The organism is Providencia sp. M-27, assembly GCF_011077905.1.
Taxonomy (GTDB): Bacteria; Pseudomonadota; Gammaproteobacteria; order Enterobacterales; family Enterobacteriaceae; genus Providencia; species Providencia huaxiensis.
In genome coordinates this window covers 133,301-151,877 of sequence record NZ_JAALBT010000004.1, presented here as the reverse complement: position 1 = coordinate 151,877, position 18,577 = coordinate 133,301, and the positions used below count along the sequence as shown (strand labels likewise).

At 41.4% G+C, this 18,577-nt stretch carries 15 protein-coding genes; 9 read left to right on the top strand and 6 right to left on the bottom strand.

Going from position 1 to position 18,577, the window contains the following annotated elements:
- Positions 1–17 precede the first annotated feature (17 nt).
- The 5 genes from ilvD to G6Q48_RS08060 are packed head-to-tail and all read left to right on the top strand — an operon-like array spanning position 18 to position 6,429.
- On the top strand, positions 18–1,724 hold the full coding sequence (gene ilvD, locus G6Q48_RS08080) for a dihydroxy-acid dehydratase (RefSeq protein WP_166265661.1): 1,707 nt from the start codon (positions 18–20) through the stop codon (positions 1,722–1,724).
- Positions 1,724–2,641, top strand: a complete 918-nt coding sequence (locus G6Q48_RS08075) for a dihydrodipicolinate synthase family protein (RefSeq protein WP_166265658.1) — start codon at positions 1,724–1,726, stop codon at positions 2,639–2,641. Before ilvD ends, G6Q48_RS08075 begins: the two co-directional genes overlap by 1 nt.
- A gap of 1 nt (position 2,642) precedes the next feature.
- A complete protein-coding gene (locus G6Q48_RS08070; protein ID WP_166265655.1) occupies positions 2,643–3,989 on the top strand; it encodes an MFS transporter in 1,347 nt (448 codons plus the stop codon).
- Positions 3,990–4,023: 34 nt separating this feature from the next.
- Positions 4,024–4,782, top strand: a complete 759-nt coding sequence (locus G6Q48_RS08065; protein WP_166265652.1) for an SDR family NAD(P)-dependent oxidoreductase — start codon at positions 4,024–4,026, stop codon at positions 4,780–4,782.
- Between the two features lie 15 nt (positions 4,783–4,797).
- Complete coding sequence (locus tag G6Q48_RS08060) at positions 4,798–6,429, top strand: sodium/sugar symporter (protein ID WP_166265649.1); 1,632 nt, start codon at positions 4,798–4,800, stop codon at positions 6,427–6,429.
- Positions 6,430–6,534: 105 nt separating this feature from the next.
- Here the strand turns inward: G6Q48_RS08060 and copA are convergent, their stop codons facing one another.
- The gene (copA, locus tag G6Q48_RS08055) at positions 6,535–9,468 is read right to left on the bottom strand and encodes a copper-exporting P-type ATPase CopA (RefSeq protein ID WP_166265646.1); all 2,934 of its coding nucleotides are present in this window, start codon (positions 9,466–9,468) and stop codon (positions 6,535–6,537) included.
- A gap of 119 nt (positions 9,469–9,587) precedes the next feature.
- Between copA and cueR the strand changes: the two genes are divergently transcribed.
- Positions 9,588–9,998: a Cu(I)-responsive transcriptional regulator gene (cueR, locus tag G6Q48_RS08050; RefSeq protein WP_094960975.1), complete on the top strand. Its 411-nt coding sequence runs from the start codon at positions 9,588–9,590 to the stop codon at positions 9,996–9,998.
- Here the strand turns inward: cueR and G6Q48_RS08045 are convergent.
- The 5 genes from G6Q48_RS08045 to tesA all read right to left on the bottom strand — a co-directional run bounded on the left by G6Q48_RS08045 (position 9,952) and on the right by tesA (position 13,842).
- Positions 9,952–10,431 carry an NfeD family protein gene (locus tag G6Q48_RS08045; RefSeq protein WP_166265643.1) on the bottom strand — a complete coding sequence of 160 codons (480 nt, stop codon included), beginning with the start codon at positions 10,429–10,431 and terminating at the stop codon, positions 9,952–9,954. The two genes, cueR and G6Q48_RS08045, sit on opposite strands and share 47 nt — an antisense overlap.
- Positions 10,428–11,372, bottom strand: a complete 945-nt coding sequence (locus G6Q48_RS08040; protein ID WP_004260315.1) for an SPFH domain-containing protein — start codon at positions 11,370–11,372, stop codon at positions 10,428–10,430. Before G6Q48_RS08040 ends, G6Q48_RS08045 begins: the two co-directional genes overlap by 4 nt.
- A gap of 13 nt (positions 11,373–11,385) precedes the next feature.
- Entirely contained in the window at positions 11,386–12,243 is an 858-nt protein-coding gene (locus G6Q48_RS08035; protein ID WP_166265640.1) for a co-chaperone YbbN, read from the bottom strand.
- Between the two features lie 75 nt (positions 12,244–12,318).
- On the bottom strand, positions 12,319–13,122 hold the full coding sequence (locus G6Q48_RS08030; RefSeq protein WP_166265637.1) for an SDR family oxidoreductase: 804 nt from the start codon (positions 13,120–13,122) through the stop codon (positions 12,319–12,321).
- Positions 13,123–13,200: 78 nt separating this feature from the next.
- A complete protein-coding gene (tesA, locus tag G6Q48_RS08025; RefSeq protein WP_102139375.1) occupies positions 13,201–13,842 on the bottom strand; it encodes a multifunctional acyl-CoA thioesterase I/protease I/lysophospholipase L1 in 642 nt (213 codons plus the stop codon).
- Here tesA and ybbA point away from each other — a divergent pair.
- The 3 genes from ybbA to G6Q48_RS08010 all read left to right on the top strand — a co-directional run bounded on the left by ybbA (position 13,810) and on the right by G6Q48_RS08010 (position 18,543).
- The gene (ybbA, locus tag G6Q48_RS08020) at positions 13,810–14,496 is read left to right on the top strand and encodes a putative ABC transporter ATP-binding protein YbbA (RefSeq protein WP_166265634.1); all 687 of its coding nucleotides are present in this window, start codon (positions 13,810–13,812) and stop codon (positions 14,494–14,496) included. The genes tesA and ybbA overlap by 33 nt on opposite strands.
- Entirely contained in the window at positions 14,493–16,937 is a 2,445-nt protein-coding gene (gene ybbP, locus G6Q48_RS08015) for a putative ABC transporter permease subunit YbbP (RefSeq protein WP_166265631.1), read from the top strand. Before ybbA ends, ybbP begins: the two co-directional genes overlap by 4 nt.
- Positions 16,938–17,172: 235 nt before the next feature.
- Positions 17,173–18,543, top strand: coding sequence for an esterase-like activity of phytase family protein (locus G6Q48_RS08010; protein ID WP_166265628.1), 1,371 nt, complete (start codon positions 17,173–17,175; stop codon positions 18,541–18,543).
- Positions 18,544–18,577: the final 34 nt, after the last annotated feature.

Genomic DNA, 18,577 nt, shown 5'->3' with positions numbered 1-18,577 from the left:
AATTGATGGAGAAAAAAATGAGTAATTGTGGAGGGTGTTCTTCTTGTAATACACACTTTAATCCTAGTTTACAAGGAGACAGTGGGGCCTTAAAACGAGCTTTATATAAAGCGAGTGGCCATACAACAGAACAATTAAAACGCCCAGTTATTGCGGTCGTTAATAGCTACACCAATGCAACGGCGGGCCACGTTAATCTTAATGAACTTACCGAAAATGTATTAAAAGGGATCGATGAAGGAGGCGGTGTTGGTATGGTTTTCGGTACTATCGCGCCTTGTGATGGTATTGCTGAAGGGCATTTTGGTATGCGTTATGTCTTAGCATCCCGTGAAGTTATCACAGCTTCTATTGAATGCATGATGAGGGCGCATCGATTTGATGGAATGGTGCTACTCGGTTCTTGTGACAAGATAGTTCCAGCCATGCTAATGGCCGCAGCGCGTTTAGATGTTCCTGCGATCCTTGTTAATGGTGGACCAATGTATCCAGCTGAATATAAAGGAAAACATTGGGACGGAAACATTATAACGGAAGCTATTGGGTGGAAAAAACAAGGGTTAATCGATGAAGCAGAATTTGAACATATAGAAAATATCGCAGAGCCTGGGCCTGGTTCATGCACAATGTATGGTACAGCGAATACGATGTGCTGCATTGCAGAAGCGATGGGGATGTCTTTATCTGGTGGTAGCACGTTGCCTGCGGTGTCGAAGGAGCGTAGGTTGATTGCTATTGAGTCAGGAAAAAAGATAGTTTCTTTAGTACTGAAAGATATCACCGCACGTCAAATTATTAATAAGAAATCCATACATAATGCAATGGCTTACCTATTGGCAACAGGCGGGTCAACGAATGCCATTCTTCACTTACAAGCGATTCATTATGAAGCAGGGCTAGGGCACTTGCCTTTAAAATCATTTGATGAATTGAGTTATAAAGTTCCTCTAGTATCTGCTTTATATCCCGCATCAGAGCACGACATGATTGATTATTGGGAAGCTGGTGGCGTTCCTGCAGTCGAGCATGAAATTTCATCTATTTTATTTTCAGACACAATGACTGTTGATGGTGAAGAAAAAGGTGCTTTGTTAGCCAGAAATATGAAGACAACACGCCCAGAAGTCATAAAAACATTGAGTGATCCTGTGCGCAAAGAGTCAGGAATTGCAGTTTTGACGGGTAATTTGTCGCCTCTAGGTTGTGTGGTTAAACCTGCCGCGGTTCCTGAAAACTTGATGTTTTTCGAAGGTAAAGCAATCACTTTTAATAGTGAACAAGAATCTGTTGATGCAATTATGAATGGTCAAGTAAAACCAGGTAGCGTTCTTGTCCTACGTTATGAGGGGCCAAAAGGTGGTCCAGGCATGCCTGAAATGTACCTACCAATGAAATTACTAGAAGGTATGAATTTATCAGACAGTTGTGCATTAATTACAGATGGAAGATTTTCAGGCTCTAATCGAGGTTTGTTTGTTGGTCATATGTCTCCTGAGGCTGTAGAAGGGGGAATTATTGGTTTAATTGAAGATGGTGACTCTATAGTTATAGATATTCCTAATCGACAAATATCACTAAAAGTGTCAGATGAAATTTTAGATTCAAGAAAGCAACACTGGATTCCAGTTCACAAAGAAGTCCCTCGTGGTTTTTTACGTTTATATCGAAAAAGTACTTCTTCAGCAGCTCTTGGCGCTATATTTATTGACGATGAGGATCTGTAATGAAATATCAAGTTAATGACATAATTGGTGTTAATCCAATTATTGCAGCACCATTTGATAGATATGGTGAAATAGATGAACAGGGTTTTTCTAACATTATTTCTTATTTAAATTCGATTGGTGTTAATGGTGCAACGCTATTTGGCGTTGCAAGTGAATTTGCTAAATTTAATGATTATGAACGTGATTTATTAGCGGATATTTATCTTAATCAATCAGAGGTTAATTTTTATAAGGCATTATCGGTCACTGATCACTCAACTGAAAATGCAATTAAAAGAGCCAAAAAATATGAACAGCTTGGTGCGGATGCTCTGATGCTACTTCCTCCCTTTTTTTTGAACCCATCTCAAGCCGCCGTCGAGAAGCATATTCAAGAGGTATTAGAATCAGTATCAATTCCTGTTATGTTGCAATATGCTCCTAATGAAACAGGGTTTCTCATTACGCCATCAAAAATGGCACAGTGGAGTGAAATTTATCCTAATGCGGTTTTCAAAATAGAATGTAACCCTCCGACAGAATATACCCAAGAATTTTTGAGCTATGTACCTGATGCTGTAGTGCTTAACGGCTATGCAGGTCTATATATGCTTGACATGCTAGATATTGGTGGGAAAGGTGTAATGCCAGGGTGTTCTTTCTCGGAAATTTATGTCGAAATATATCGTCTTTGGGTAAATAAAGAGAAAGATAAAGCGCAAAAGCTACATGGACGATTATTGAAATATATTAATCAATGGATGACACATTGCGAATATATTATTCAAGTAGAAAAAACAATTCTAAACAAAAGAGGGATTTTAAAAAGTGATTATTGTCGAAGACCTAATTATTCACTTAATAATGATGACATGAAAACAATCGCTGAATTTATGAATGAGTTTAACTTAACGCCAATTAACGGTGGAGGGTGATATGGGTAATTCATCACTGATTTCTGAAAATGATAAAATAATAGAGAAAGAAAAAGATAAGGTTTATAGAAAAGTTATATTTAGGTTAATTCCTTTTCTTGTTCTATGTTATTTTTTTGCCTACCTAGATAGAGTGAATGTTGGTTTCGCAAAATTACATATGCAGGAGGACCTTAGCTTTAGTAATACAGTTTATGGGCTCGGTGCTGGTATATTTTTTATTGGCTATTTTTTATTTGAAGTGCCTAGCAACTTATTAATGCAGCGATATGGTGCGAGATTTTGGATCGCTAGAATAATGGTCAGCTGGTCAATATTATCTGCACTAACTATGTTTGTTCAAACGCCGACTCAATTTTACGTTGTCCGTTTTTTATTAGGTGTTGCGGAAGCAGGGTTCTTTCCTGGGATTGTGTTCTATTTGACGCTATGGTTTCCATCATGGCGTTCAGCTAAAACATTGGGGCTATTTATATTAGTAACGCCTTTATCGACAATTTTAGGTAGTCCATTATCAGGTTTTATTTTAAAGATGTTTGATGGTGTTGGGCCCTGGTATAACTGGCAATGGCTTTTCTTAGTTGAAGCAATACCTTCATTTTTATTGGCATTTGTTGTTTTAAAATATTTAGATAACGATGTTAAGTCAGCAAAATGGCTAACAGATGAAGAGAAATTGGTCATACAAGATGATCTAAAAAAAGATGGAGAACAAAAGAAAAAAAACAGTGATGGAAAAGTCGCTGCTAGTCTGAAAGATTTGTTAAAAAACAAGTATGTTTGGCTATTATCACTAATTTTCTTTAGTTTTAACATTGGTTATTATGGAATTAATTTTTGGTTGCCATCCATAATTAAATCGTCTGGGATAACTGATGACTTATCAATTGGTTTTATAGCGGCATTACCTTATTTGTTTGGTTCTATATTTATGTTGTGGAACAGCTATCACTCAGATCTTAAAAAAGAGAGACGTTGGCATATTGCTATTCCAGCGATATTAGGTTCTATAGGGTTAGTCTTTAGTTCTTTAAATGAAGGTTCGACAATAGCAATGATGTTTTGGATCTGTGTTGCTATCTCAGGAACTTTAGCTCTAATTCCTACTTATATTAGTTTACCGGGTGCAATTTTCTCAGGAACTGCTGCAGCTGCTGGTATAGCGTTAGTTAATTCGGTTGGAAATCTGGCAGGTTTTTTTGGGCCGACGGTTTTAGGATGGTTAAATGATTTAACAGGTAGTTCTGGTATCGGGTTACTTATATTAGCCGGTTTTTTAGCTTTATGTGCACCGTTGATATTTCTCATTCCAGCTAAATTAGTTAATCCTGAAATAAAAAATAATTAATAAACATAGCAAAAGATAGAACAGGTATCTTAATATGAATAATAATTCTAGAGTTGTTGTTGTTACTGGCGTCAGTCAAGGTATTGGCTATAGTATTTGTGAGACGTATTTGAAGAATGGAGATATTGTCATTGGATGCGCTTGTGAACCCAAAAATAAAAATATTTCTCTCTTAACAGAAAAGTACACTGATAGTTTTTTTTATTATGAAGTTGATGTTTCTAAAAAAAATGAAATTACAAACTTTTCAAAAATGGTAAGTGAAAAATTTGGAACAATTAACGTTTTAGTTTCAAATGCAGGAAAAAATATATTCAAAGGTATTGATTGTGACGAAGAAGATTGGGATCACAATTTTGACTTGAATTTAAAATCACATTGGAGAATGGCTAAAGCATTCAAGCCGTCATTAGAAAAAAGTAATGGTGTAATTATTATTATTACATCTAATCACGCGTATCACACATTACCAGAATGTGCACCCTACAATATAAGCAAAGGGGCTCTTCTATCTCTCGTTCAAAGCTTAATGTTAAATTGGGGACCCACAATAAGAACGGTCGGTATTGCACCGGGTTTTATTGATACAGAAGGTAATCAAACCTATTTTGATTCTTTTGCAGATTCACGTAAAGCACGCCAAGAAATTGAAAATAAACACTGTGTTAAGCGAATCGGTAAGCCGGAAGAAGTGGGCAAGCTTTGTTTATTTTTATCGAGTAGTGATGCTGGTTTTATTGCAGGGACAACTATTTTAATTGATGGCGGTCGTAGTGCCGTTATGCAAGATTAGTGTGGAGAATACACTATGAACACAGAAATAATTGGTTTAAGTACATTAGATTATGTGATTTTTATTACTTATGCGATTGTTATTATTGGAATTGGTTTATGGGTCTCCAGAACTAAAAATGGTCAAACAAAAACGACTGAAGATTATTTCCTTGCAAGTAAAAGTCTACCTTGGTGGGCTATTGGTGCCTCAATAATTGCAGCGAATATATCTGCAGAGCAATTTATCGGTATGTCCGGTTCTGGTTTTTCAATTGGATTAGCGATTTCAGCATATGAATGGATTGCTGCGATAGGGTTAGTGGTTGTTGCTAAATTTATATTACCAATTTTTTTAAAAGAAGGAATTTATACAATACCGGAGTTTGTTGAGAAACGTTACAATAAATCGTTAAAAACAATTCTAGCTATTTTCTGGATAGGGTTATTTGTTTTTGTGAATTTAACCTCAGTATTATACTTAGGTGCATTAGCATTAGAAACTATTCTAAATGTTCCAATGATGTATGCGATTGCAGGATTATCAATATTTGCTGTCGTCTATTCAGTTTATGGTGGGTTATCTGCTGTAGCATGGACTGACGTCGTTCAAGTTTTTGTTCTTATCCTTGGCGGTTTTTTAACTGCATTTTTAGCGATAGACTATATTGGTGGAGAACAAGGCTTTTTCTCAGGATTAGGTCAATTAACGCAAGCGGCACCAGAGCATTTTGAAATGATCCTTAGTAAAGACCACCCGCAATTTGAAAATTTACCAGGTATCGCTGTTTTACTTGGGGGATTATGGGTCGCTAACTTGTACTATTTTGGATTTAATCAATATATTATTCAAAGAGCATTAGCTGCTAAATCCACAAATGAAGCGCAAAAAGGATTAGTTTTTGCCGCATTTATTAAATTCTTATTGCCTATCATTGTGGTTATACCGGGAATTGCGGCTTATGTTATTGTAAATGACCCTGCTTTATTGGCAGGATTAGGAGAGTATGCGACATTTAATTTACCAAGTTTTGAACAAGCGGATAAAGCTTACCCATGGTTAGCTCAATTTTTACCCGCAGGTGTTAAAGGACTTGTATTTGCAGCTTTAACTGCAGCAATTGTCTCTTCATTAGCTTCAATGCTTAACTCTATCGCGACAATATTTACGATGGATATCTATAAAGAGTACATTGCGCCTAAAGCTAGCCAAAAAGTTTTAGTTAATGTCGGTCGTTTCTCTGCAATTATTTCATTAATTATTGCGAGCTTTATTGCACCATTACTGAAAAATCTAGGGCAAGCATTTCAGTATATCCAAGAATATACAGGTTTAGTCAGTCCTGGTATTTTAGCGGTCTTTTTATTAGGGATATACTGGAAGAAAGCAACATCTAAAGGCGCTATTTGGGGAGTCGTTCTATCAATTCCATTCGCTTTATTCCTGAAGCTGATGCCATTCGGTATGCCATTCTTAGATCAAATGCTATATACATTTCTGTTTACTATTGTTTGTATTTTCGTAGTGAGTTTAACAAATAATACAGGCGATGATGATCCGAAAGCGATTATATTGACCGCGAAAGAATTTAAAACGAGTGCAGCATTTAATATCTCGTCATATGCCATCTTTATTATCTTCGCTATGCTATATGCAGTTTTTTGGTAATTTCCGTAGTATTAGATACTCTTAATATAAAAGGGCCTCAGCAATTTGAGGCCCTTTTATATGCTATTTATTAGCATAGGCAACGAAATATAAATAAGTTAGCCATTATTTCTCAGGTTTAAAGCGTAATAAGCGGTTGGCGTTACTGACCACGGTAATGGATGATAAGGCCATTGCTGCACCTGCAACAACAGGGTTAAGTAAAGTCCCCGTAATTGGGTATAAAATACCCGCCGCGATTGGAATGCCTAATGTGTTATAAACAAAGGCACCAAATAGGTTTTGCTTCATGTTACGCAGTGTTCCTTTTGAAATAGACACTGCATCGGCAACGCCATGTAAGCTTTGGCGCATTAAGGTAATGGATGCGGTCTCAATCGCGATATCACTACCGCCACCCATCGCAATACCAACGTCAGCTCGGGCAAGGGCTGGGGCATCATTGATACCATCACCGACCATTGCCACTTTGTGGCCTTTGGCTTGTAAGGCTTCAATTGCCGCAGATTTTCCGTCTGGCATGACGCCTGCAATCACTTCATCAATACCCGCTTCTTTGGCTATCGCATTGGCGGTTACTGGGTTGTCTCCGGTTAACATGACTAAACGGAAACCTTGTTTATGTAAACGCGCCAGCGCACTTATACTGTCTTCACGTAATGGGTCACGGATAGATAATAGCGCAGCAACTTTTCCATCAATAGCTAGCAATACAGGGGTTACGCCTTGAGTCGCTTGTTGGTGTAGCGTTTCTTCCACGTCACGGGTATCAACATTATTTTGCGCTAACAGTTTTTGGTTACCTAACAAAATAGTTTGGCCGTTAATTATTGCACTAATACCTAACCCAGCTAAGGTTCTAAACTGTTCATTAGCCGGCAGCGTTAAACCTTTTGCGCGATTTAAAACAGCGCGAGCTAGTGGGTGATTAGAGCCATTTTCTAATGAAGCGGCATACTGTAAGGCGGTGTCTTGTTCGAACCCATTAAACACATGGATATCTGTAACTTGAGGCATTCCTTCAGTCAATGTACCTGTTTTATCAAACACAATAGTATCTAATTCACTGGCTTGCTGTAATGCATCCGCATCGCGTACTAACACGCCAAACTCAGCTGCTCGGCCCACGCCAGAAATAATCGACATTGGTGTTGCAAGGCCTAGCGCACAAGGACACGCAATAATTAATACGGTTGTTGTGATAACGAGTGCGTAAGTAATTTGTGGTGCAGGCCCAACAAAGTACCAAATAGCACCTGAAATTAAGGCAATACCCACAACAATGGGGACAAACACGGCTGAAATTCGGTCAGCAAGTTGGCCAATTTGTGGTTTACTACTTTGTGCTTGGCGAACAAGGTGGATAATTCGTGCTAAAGTCGTTTGGCTACCGACAGCAGCGGCACGAAATAGTACGGTACCATCTTGTACCACGGTTCCGGCATGGACTTGATCCCCTTTACTCTTTTGCTGTGGGATCGGCTCACCGGTTAGCATGGCTTCGTCTAGCCAGACCTCGCCTTCGATAATTTCACCATCAACAGGCACACGGTCACCGGTTGCTAAGCGTAAAACCATCCCTTTTTTGACTTGCTCCAGTGGCATATCCACTTCGCCTTGCTCTGTGACAACACGTGCTGTTGGCGGCGTCAAATCTAGCAAACGTTCAAGAGCTTTTGATGAGCGCTGGCGAGCGCGTTGCTCTAAGGCGTGACCTAGGTTGATAAGACCGATGATCATGGCACTGGCTTCATAATAAAGGTGTCTGGCTTGATCAGGGAACCATTCAGGCCAAATATTCACCACAATAGAATAGAGCCAAGCTGCTCCTGTTCCTAACGCAACTAAGGTATCCATAGTGGCGCTGCCATTTTTCAGGCTTTGCCATGCATTGCGATAAAAGTGCCCACCTGCAAATACCATGACTGCAAGGGTTAATACACCTATGGTGAGCCAAATGGTATGGTTTTGCTCAGTCAGCACCATGTTATCGCCCATCATCCCCCACACCATCACAGGGATACCAAGGGCAAGTGCTAATGCTGATTGCCAACGGAAGCGATGCATATTAGCTTGAGCAACTTCTTGTTGGCGCTCACGACGCTTGGCTTCATCTTGAATGATCTCTGCGCCATAACCTGCTTTGACAACAGCATCGATTAAATCATTAGGTTCAGCGGTTCCGGTGACTAAAGCGCTACGCTCAGCTAAGTTGACTCGTGCATTTTCAACACCCGGTACGCTATTTAAGGCTTTTTGAACTTTATTGACACAACTGGCACAGGTCATGCCATCAAGCAGTAACTGTACACTGTCATCCATTGGGCTAATTTCAGGTTGTTCACCTAAATCAGACTCTTGTGCCGGGATCTCACAGATTGCCGCTGAATCAGCTTCCGGCTGTTCAGTTGTGGTACTCAGCGGCTCAGTTTTTGGGTGAGATCCCTCCTCTGTAGCTTGGTAGCCAGCGGCTTGAACTGCCGCAATTAAGGCTTCTGCGGATGCGGTACCATGGACAACAGCGGTTTGGGTATCGACAGTTGCGCTATCAACGCCGTCAACGGCTTCTAGTGCTTGCTGCGTTTTAGCGGCACATTTCATGCAACTTAGACCCGAAAGAGCTAAAGTGATCGCCTTAGTTTGGGCAATTTCTGCGTTATAGCCCGCTTGTTGAACGGCAGCGATTAACGTTTGCGCATCAGCAGTGCCATATACCTTGGCGCTGGTGGTATCGACAACAGCGGCAGCGACACCGTCAACCTCTTCGAGAGCTTTTTGTGTTTTACCTGCACATTTCATACAATTGAGGCCGGAAAGCTGTAACTCGGTATCTGGAGTGTTAGCCACTTCAGCTTCATAACCTGCATCAACGATGGTTTTAATTAAGTCAGCGACATTGGCATCACTTTCCATCACGGCATAATCGATAGTGACTTTTAAGTTAGCGACATCGCCACGCCCTTCGAGCGCTTTAGTGACTGAACCGACACAATGCATGCAGCTTAGTCCCTGTAATTTTAAAATAATCATGTTACTCATTTTGCAGCCTCCAAAACCCGTTTGATGTATTGGGTCTATAACTTTATCTACAATTAGGTCTATAATTCGACAATGAACAAAGGTTACACCTTCCAGCAAGGTTAAGGTCAAGAGGAATTATGAATATTAGTGAAATTGCCAAAAAAACAGGCCTAACTGCAAAAGCTATTCGTTTTTATGAAGACAAAGGGCTAATTACCCCCCCTGAAAGAGGGGAAAATAGCTACCGTTATTATCAAGAACGTCATTTAAACGAACTTGTATTGCTCAAACAGGCAAAAGATGTGGGTTTTACCTTGGATGAATGTGGAGAACTATTAGGTTTGTTTCGTAATCCAACCAGACATAGCGCAGATGTAAAAACGACAACGATAGCCAAGATAAATGAAATAGAGCAGACAATCGTTAAATTGTCTGCCATTCGAGATACATTACAAGAGCTTGTGGACGTGTGCCCTGGGGATGATGGTGCAGATTGCCCGATTATTGACCACTTGGCGCGTGGGTGTTGTCACCATGCGAAGGCTTAACCTGCAAGGTGATGCCGTCTACTGCGATGACGACGACTTCGGTGTTGGCACTTAATGGCGTGTCGCTATAGACACGCCAACTGCCATCAGCAAGGCGTACACGGCTAAAACCTTCTTCAGTATCTGACAACAAACGGCCTTTAACACCGATGAGTTGATGGCTAATTTGGTTGACGTTATCAGCCTTGTTTTTTTGCCTATTACTCAACCATTTTCGCCATAAAACAGCGGAGACCACGGTAAAAATAGCAAACAAGACCCCTTGCCACTCCCAACCGATGAATGGTAGAGCCCAAACGATAACCCCAACAAGTACCGCCGCAATACCCGACCATAAAAGGTAGCCTGCGGTTCCAAGAAGTTCACCAATCAGTAATAGCCCACCAAGACACAGCCAAAACCATGCGGGTTGAGCACTGATAAGCTCTATCATTCTTTTACCTGCTTTTTCATGGCACTGGTTTTCTTGCTTTCGCCGATTAGTTCAGTGATCCCACCAATTGCGCCCATTAAATTACTGGCTTCTAATGGCATCATGATGACTTTGCTGTTTTCGGCAGAACCAATACTGGTCAGTGCATCGGTGTATTTTTGCGCCACAAAGTAGTTAATTGCTTGCATATCCCCAGCGGCGATCGCTTCAGATACCATTTGTGTCGCTTTTGCTTCCGCTTCCGCGGCTCTTTCACGCGCTTCGGCTTGTAAAAATGCCGACTGACGTTCCCCTTCGGCTTTGAGAATTTGTGACTGTTTTTCACCTTCAGCTTTCAAAATTGCCGCTTGGCGGATCCCTTCGGCTTCAAGAATATCGGCACGTTTAGTACGTTCAGCCTTCATCTGAGCATTCATCGCACTAATCAATTCTTTTGGTGGTTTCACGTCACGAATTTCGATACGGGTAATTTTGACACCCCAAGGGTTGGTTGCTTCATCCACCACGTGCAACAAACGGCTATTAATGGAATCACGTTGTGACAACATTTCGTCCAGTTCCATGGAACCTAATACGGTACGAATATTGGTCATCGTCAAATTCAGGACTGAAAGCTCAAGGTTACTGACTTCATAGGCAGCACGTACTGGGTCAACGACTTGGATAAAGCAGACGGCATCAATTGTGACGTTGGCATTATCGCGAGAAATAACTTCTTGAGATGGGATATCAAGGACTTGTTCCATCATATTGATACGGCGGCCAATTTTGTCCATAAATGGCACAATAATATGCAAGCCCGGTTGTAGCGTACGGGTATAGCGGCCGAAGCGCTCAACCGTCCATTGGAAGCCTTGAGGTACTGTTTTAACACAGGTAAAAACAATAACGACAGCGACAAAAATGATAATCGGTATTGCACCAAAGGCGAACAAGTCCATATTTAACCCTTAATTAGTAAAGTAATGAATATACTTGGCGACGGTATTTACTGGCAATTGCATCACCGGTTCCCATTGCCGACATAATATCCATCATGGTTTTTCTTACTGCGCCGTCACCCGCACCCAAGTCGGTACGTAAAAAGCCGAATAACATTTCCAGCGCTTCTTCGTTGCGGTTCACTTCATGCAGTTTTAGGGCTAATTGAACCGCTAACGTTGTATTTTGTGGATCTTGATTGAATTCATCTTGTAATTGCTGAATTTCAGGGGTGTCCGCAGCTTGCTTCAATAATTCAATTTGTGCGATTAAACCTTGGTAGCGACTGTCTTTATCCTGTAATGGGACAGCTTCTAAAGTAGCTTGTGCGTCATCAACGAGATTTAAACCAATTTGGGTTTCTGCCAATAATAATGTGATATCGCTATTTTTGGGGTTCAGCTGATGCGCTTCTTTTAACAATGGCAGCGCTTCTTGTGTTTTACCTTCTGCAATTAATTCAGCGGCTTGTGCTGCTTTCATTTCTTCTGGGCTTGGCAGCACGCGAGCTAAAATTTCTAACACTACTTCTTCTGGTTGTGGCCCTTCAAAGCCATCAACAGGGCGACCATTTTGCAACACATACACAGTAGGGATCGCTTTTAAGCCAAACTGGCTTGCGATCATTTGTTCTTCATCACAATTAACTTTAGCTAAAATAAATGACCCTGCGTAGTCGTTGGCAATTTTTTCCAACATGGTACCGAAATCTTGGCAATGAGGGCTACGCGGTGACCAAAAGTAAAACATGACGGGTAAGTTCATTGATTGTTCAATGACTTGGTGTAGGTTCGTTTCGTTAATATCAATTATCTGAGCGTTAGCAAACATAAGAAGTCTCTTTTGAATTTGTTATCAATAGAATTTGTGAGCAATAGTAATAAAGTGGGGCTGATTTTGCTTTTTTCAAGCTTTTTTCCCCTGATTTGCCAGTATTTTATCCATTATTTTGTCAGGTAGAATACGTTTTAAGATACGCACAGCGACGGTTAATAACGTGACAGAATAGCGTACTTTTGGGCGGGGGCTTTCTAACGCATGGATCAGTTTTTCTACCACATGTTCTGGTGTTAAGGTGAAACGTGAAGCAATACCTGGGTTTTTAACGGGTTTATCTTTTTGTGTTTGTTCAACATTTTGAGTAAAAGCCGTATGGATCGGACCCGGTTCAATCAAACTCACTTTCACCCCTGTACCTGCCAATTCTAAGCGTAGCGCATCGGACCATGCTTCCAGCGCGTATTTGCTGGCAGCATAAGCGCCACGACCGGGGGTTGAAATTACCCCCATCACTGAACTAGTTTGGATAATTCGCCCTTCATGGTGCGCTAGCATTGCAGGTAATAGCAAAAAGGTTAACTGGTGAACACCAAAAAAGTTAGTGGAAAATTGTGCTTCAAGTTGTTCACGGCTGACGCTATTTAACGGGCCATACACCCCAAAACCAGCGTTATTGAATAAACCGAAAAGGCGATGATTACAGAGTGTTAGCACCGTTTGAGCCGCGGTTTCTATGCTATTCTTATTATCGAGGTCAAGGGATACCGTGTCATAACCTAGCTCTTTTAGGCGCAAAATATCGCTTTCTTTACGGCAAGCAACAATCACATGGTAGCCACGCTGCCGAAGTGTCTGTGCAGCACAAAAGCCAATACCGCTTGATGCACCTGTGACTAGGACTGATTTTTTGTTTCGTGCCGATGTTTGCATAACTTTACCTTGGTTTCATGCAACTGAATCTATTTCGGGTATAAAAGAGCGTTTTAATACCCTTGTTTAACGTCTGTTTTATTTACTAGACGGTAAAATGTGTTCGAAAAGCTGTTTTTCCATAAAATCAGCAATGGATGGCTGGGCTTCAACGGTAGGGTGAATACCATCTTGTTGTATCCATTCAGGCTTAGTTATCACGGTTTCCATATAAAACGGGAGTAATGGAATTTGATTACTTTGCGCCAATTTCGGATAGACTTTTTCGAAACTTGTCGTATAACGTTTGCCATAGTTAGGTGGAATGCGAATTTGCATTAAGAGCGGTTTCGCACCCGATTGCACGATTTGATCGATAATTTGCTGTAAATTATCTTCGAGTTGCTCTACAGGGAGACCTTGTAAGCCATCATTTGCACCTAATTCGATCAATACCCAGTTAGGTTTGTTTTGTTCGAGTAAAACGGAAAGGCGTTCTAACCCCTGTGCAGAGGTATTTCCACTAATACTACCGTTAACAATAGCAACGGGTGGGGAAAGTTTCTGCCAACGTTCGGCAAGCAAGGAGGCCCAAGCCTGCTCAGCCGGTAAACGGTAGCCTGCACTTAGGCTATCACCTAAGATTAATAGCTTAGTTGACGCAAGTGCGTGCCCACTTGCAGTCAGTAACAGGAGAAATACCAATATATGTCGGCGAATAATATTCTTGAAGTTCATCATCTCATTAAACGTGTTGGTCAAGGTGAACATGAACTGACTATATTGCAAGGTGTTGAGCTAATTGTCGAGTCCGGGCAAACAATTGCTTTAATTGGGGAGTCAGGTTCGGGGAAATCAACCTTGTTAGGGATTATTGCGGGGTTGGATGATGGCTCAAGCGGAACGGTTAATTTATTAGGCCAAGACCTTACTAAAATGGACGAAGAACAACGGGCACGTTTACGGGCACAAAGTGTCGGTTTTGTGTTCCAATCCTTTATGTTGATCCCAACCTTAAATGCTATTGAAAATGTGCAACTTCCTTCTTTGTTACGTGGTGAATCTGAGTCTGAAAGCTACCAACACGCGGCAAGTTTATTGACGGATTTAGGCTTAAAAGATCGCCTAAAACATATGCCACCACAGTTGTCAGGGGGTGAGCAGCAGCGTGTTGCACTTGCTCGTGCCTTTAATGGCCGCCCACAGATTTTATTTGCCGATGAACCAACGGGAAATCTCGATCGCCACACAGGGGATAAAATTGCAGATTTACTGTTTGATATGAACAAAGAGCATGGAATAACCTTGATTTTAGTTACCCACGATAACGAGCTGGCTGCGCGCTGCCAACGCCGTTTGCGCTTGGTCGATGGGCAGTTGAGGGAAGAAGTATGATTTGGCGTTGGTTTTGGCGTGAATGGAAAACACCCTCGTTATTGATTGTTTGGCTTGCGCTTACCCTTGCGGTTGCTTGTGTACTGGCTTTAGGGCGAATTAGCGATCGCATTGAAAATAGCATGAGCTACCAAAGCCGTGAACTGTTAGCGGGTGACTTAGTTTTACGATCTTCTCACCCAAGCGACCCTGCATGGTTACAAGAGGCCCAAAAAGAGGGGTTAACGCTAAGCCAGCAAATATCATTTTCTACCATGGCTTATGCGACGGAAGATGAAGACGCTCGGCCACAACTGGTGTTAGTGAAAGCAGCGGATAAGGCATATCCATTATATGGCGAGCTCATCACAGAACCGGCTGGGGTAACCCCGACAAAAGGGGAGATATTAGTCGCACCACGGTTATTAGAATTATTGAACCTCAATGTAGGGGATAACATTGATATCGGAGATGCGACACTAAAAGTTTCGGGTAAACTAATTCAAGAGCCTGACAGCGGTTTTAACCCATTCCAGATTGCGCCAAGAGTATTGATAGCAATTGAAGATGCACCATTAACAGGGGCAATTCAATTAGGTAGCCGGTTAACTTATCGCGACATGTTTGCCGGCGATCGCCAGCTTATTGATGCATTTCAACAAAAATATGACCAAGACCTACGAAATGATCAGCGTTGGTTTACGTTAAGCGAAAATAACGGTGCAGTGGGGAAAACCTTCCAACGTGCCCAACAGTTTTTATTGTTGTCAGTTTTATTAACCCTGCTGCTAGCCATTGCTGCGGTTGTGGTTTCAATGACGCATTACTGCCGTAGCCGCCATCAATTAATTGCAGTATTAAAAACCTTAGGGGCAGGGCGTAGCGCATTACGTCAGTGGATTATTGGGCAGTGGTTAGTGATTTTAATTGCTGCGGCTTTACTCGGCTCATTATTAGGTTTGGCTTTTGAAGGCATTTTAATGCAAATCTTAGGGGCTATGTTGCCGAAGGAGTTACCGCCTGCAAGTTTAATGCCTTGGGTTTGGGCGATCGGTACATTATTTATTATTGCGATAATTGTTGGCAGCCGCCCCTATTACCAACTGATGGCAACCCAGCCTTCAAGGGTATTACGTGAAGATGCCAAATCACCCGTTTGGCCGCTATATTATTATCTGCCAATTGTTATTTTAATTGTGGTTGGCGGCTTATTTGTGTTTGCTGGCGTTAACCCTCTGTTGTGGTCAATTTTGGCCGGTATTGTCGTGGTTGCCATTCTACTTGCGCTGATTGGTTGGGTTGGCTTATGGGGGCTGCGTCATATTAAGTTTCGCCAATTAAGTTTGCGTTTATCCGTTAGTCGCCTATTGCGCCAGCCGTTACAAACCATCACACAAATGAGTGCATTTTCGCTGTCATTTATGTTGTTGGCGCTGCTAATTTTAGTGCGTGGTGATTTACTTGACCGTTGGCAGCAACAGTTACCCGCAGATAGCCCGAACTATTTTTTGATCAATATGAACCAGTCACAGCTTGAGCCTGTCACTAAGCTATTGGCTGAGTTTGATGTGAAACCCACCGAATTCAACCCTGTGGTGTTAGCGCGCTTAACCGATATTAATGACCAGTCAGCAATTGAATGGGCCGATCAACGTGATCCAAATAATAATACGGTGCGACGTGAATTGAGCCTAACTTGGCAATCTGATTTAGCGCCAGCTAATGTGGTTGATAAAGGAACTTGGCCACCAAAAGCAGGTGAAGTCTCGATTGAACAAACGGTCGTTAAAGAGCTTGGGTTGAAATTAGGTGATAAACTCACATTTAACGCAGGGGCCCAGGTCTTTAGTGCAACAGTTAGTAGTATTCGTACGGTTGATTGGGAAAGCCTACGACCAAACTTCTATTTTATTTTCTCTGAAGAAAGCCTTTCTCAGATGCCGGCCACTTGGTTGAGCAGCTTCCACTATGAAGGCGATGGGCAGCTATTAACGCAACTTAGCCGCCATTACCCAACCATTAATGTGCTCGACACCGGTGCAATTATCACCCAAATCCAGCAAATTCTTCAGCAAGTGAGCCAAGCCCTTGAAGTGATGGTGGTTCTGGTTATTTTCTGTGGGCTGTTGCTATTATTGGCTCAAATTCAAGTCGGTATGAGCCAACGGGAACGTGAATTAGTGGTGTACCGAACTTTGGGAGCCAGTAAAAAATTGATGCGTCGAACCCTGTGGAGCGAATTTGCATTACTTGGCTTAATGGCAGGGCTTGCCGCGGCATTTGGGGCAGAAATTGCTTTATGGTTGTTGCAAAGTAAAGTGTTTGATTTCCCTTGGCAACCTGAGTGGCGTATGTGGGGGCTATTACCCTTAAGCGCGGCTTTCTTACTGTCCATTTGTGGTGGTTGGTTGGGGTTACGTTTATTAGGGACGGGGAGTCAGCACCGTCTTTTGAATGGTTAAATACTCGTCATACTTCAAGTTGCAGCGTTGTTGATTACGTTCAGCTAGCTGCAACTCGAATTATTTAGAATATAGTGGTGTTAGGGAAATATTTTAATGCCACTATTTATTGAACATTATAAAAACAACCTGTTTTTCAGTAAAATAACTGTCTCTAATCCTTCATAAAAGCTTCATTCATCGACGTTATGATTCCGCCATCAATTATTGATAGCCTTATAATGGAAACATAACAATGCAGAATAACCATTCGATTAAACGTAAGCTGGGCTCGTTATCTTTATTGGCTAGTTTAATTTCATTTAGCATCACAGGGTTTGCACAACAAGAAGTGACCGCAACGTTAGCGGGGCACTCCATTCTTCCAGTTAATTCAACGGTTTCTTCCCCCGAAAATGCACCTTCAGACATGCAAGTGAGTGGTAAATTTACCACTGGCGCTCGTGTTGATAGTTTAGGGAAAGTGGAAGGTAAATCTGCAGATCGCCCAACAGGAATGCATATTCCAATTAAAGGCCAGCCACGGCAAGGGCACTCGGGTATCAAACGCATGGTGGATGGCACTTACTGGGTTTTAACCGACAATGGATTCGGCAATAAAGTAAATTCCCCTGATTCTATGTTGTATGTCACTCAATATGATATTGATTTTCAATCAGGTAATACAACGCCATTAAAAACGGTTTTCTTCCATGACCCTGATAAAATTATTCCTTTTCATATTACGAATGAGAGTACAAAAGAACGCTATTTAACAGGAAGTGATTTTGACCCTGAAAGCTTTCAATTTGCAGGTGGTGCTCTATGGGTTGGCGATGAGTTTGGCCCTTATCTAATCAAAATGGATTTGGATGGCAAGGTATTAGCCTTGTTTGAAACACAAGTAGATGGAAAGAAAGTTGTTTCTCCTGATCACTACCAAATCACAACACCGGGTAAACCTGCTGATAAAGTGAATTTCCAAGTCAACCGTTCGAAAGGTTTTGAAGGTATGGCGTCATCACCAGACGGTTCTAAGCTCTACCCAATGCTAGAAGGTGCGATTTGGCTTGATGACAAGCAAGATCATGAAAATGTTGATGGTAAACGCGCAGCACGTATTCTTGAGTTTGATGTGAAAAAGCAAGATTGGACGGGTAGAAGCTGGTTGTATGTCTTTGAAGACAATCAAAATGCCATTGGTGATTTCAATCTTATTGATGATACCCACGGCCTAATCATTGAGCGTGATAATGGTGAAGGTACAGCAGATAAAGCCTGCACGGCGGGAAACAGTAATACTGAAAATTGCTTTAGTCATTTAGCTAAATTCAAGCGTGTATATCGTATTGAATTTTCAGATAGCAACGTAGGGAAAGCCGTAGATAAGCAAGCTTATATTGATTTAATGAATATCAAAGACCCAAGTAATATGGCAAGAAAACCATTAAATGATGGCGTGTTTACCTTCCCATTCTTCACCATTGAAAACGTTGATGTGGTTGATAGCGAACACATTATTGTTGGTAATGACAATAATTTTCCGTTTTCATCTAGCCGTGAACCAAATAAAGCGGATGATAATGAATTTATCTTATTAAAAGTCCCCGAGCTGTTAAAACCCTAATTAATTTTGCGCCTCTGTTTGATTTTTCGGAGGC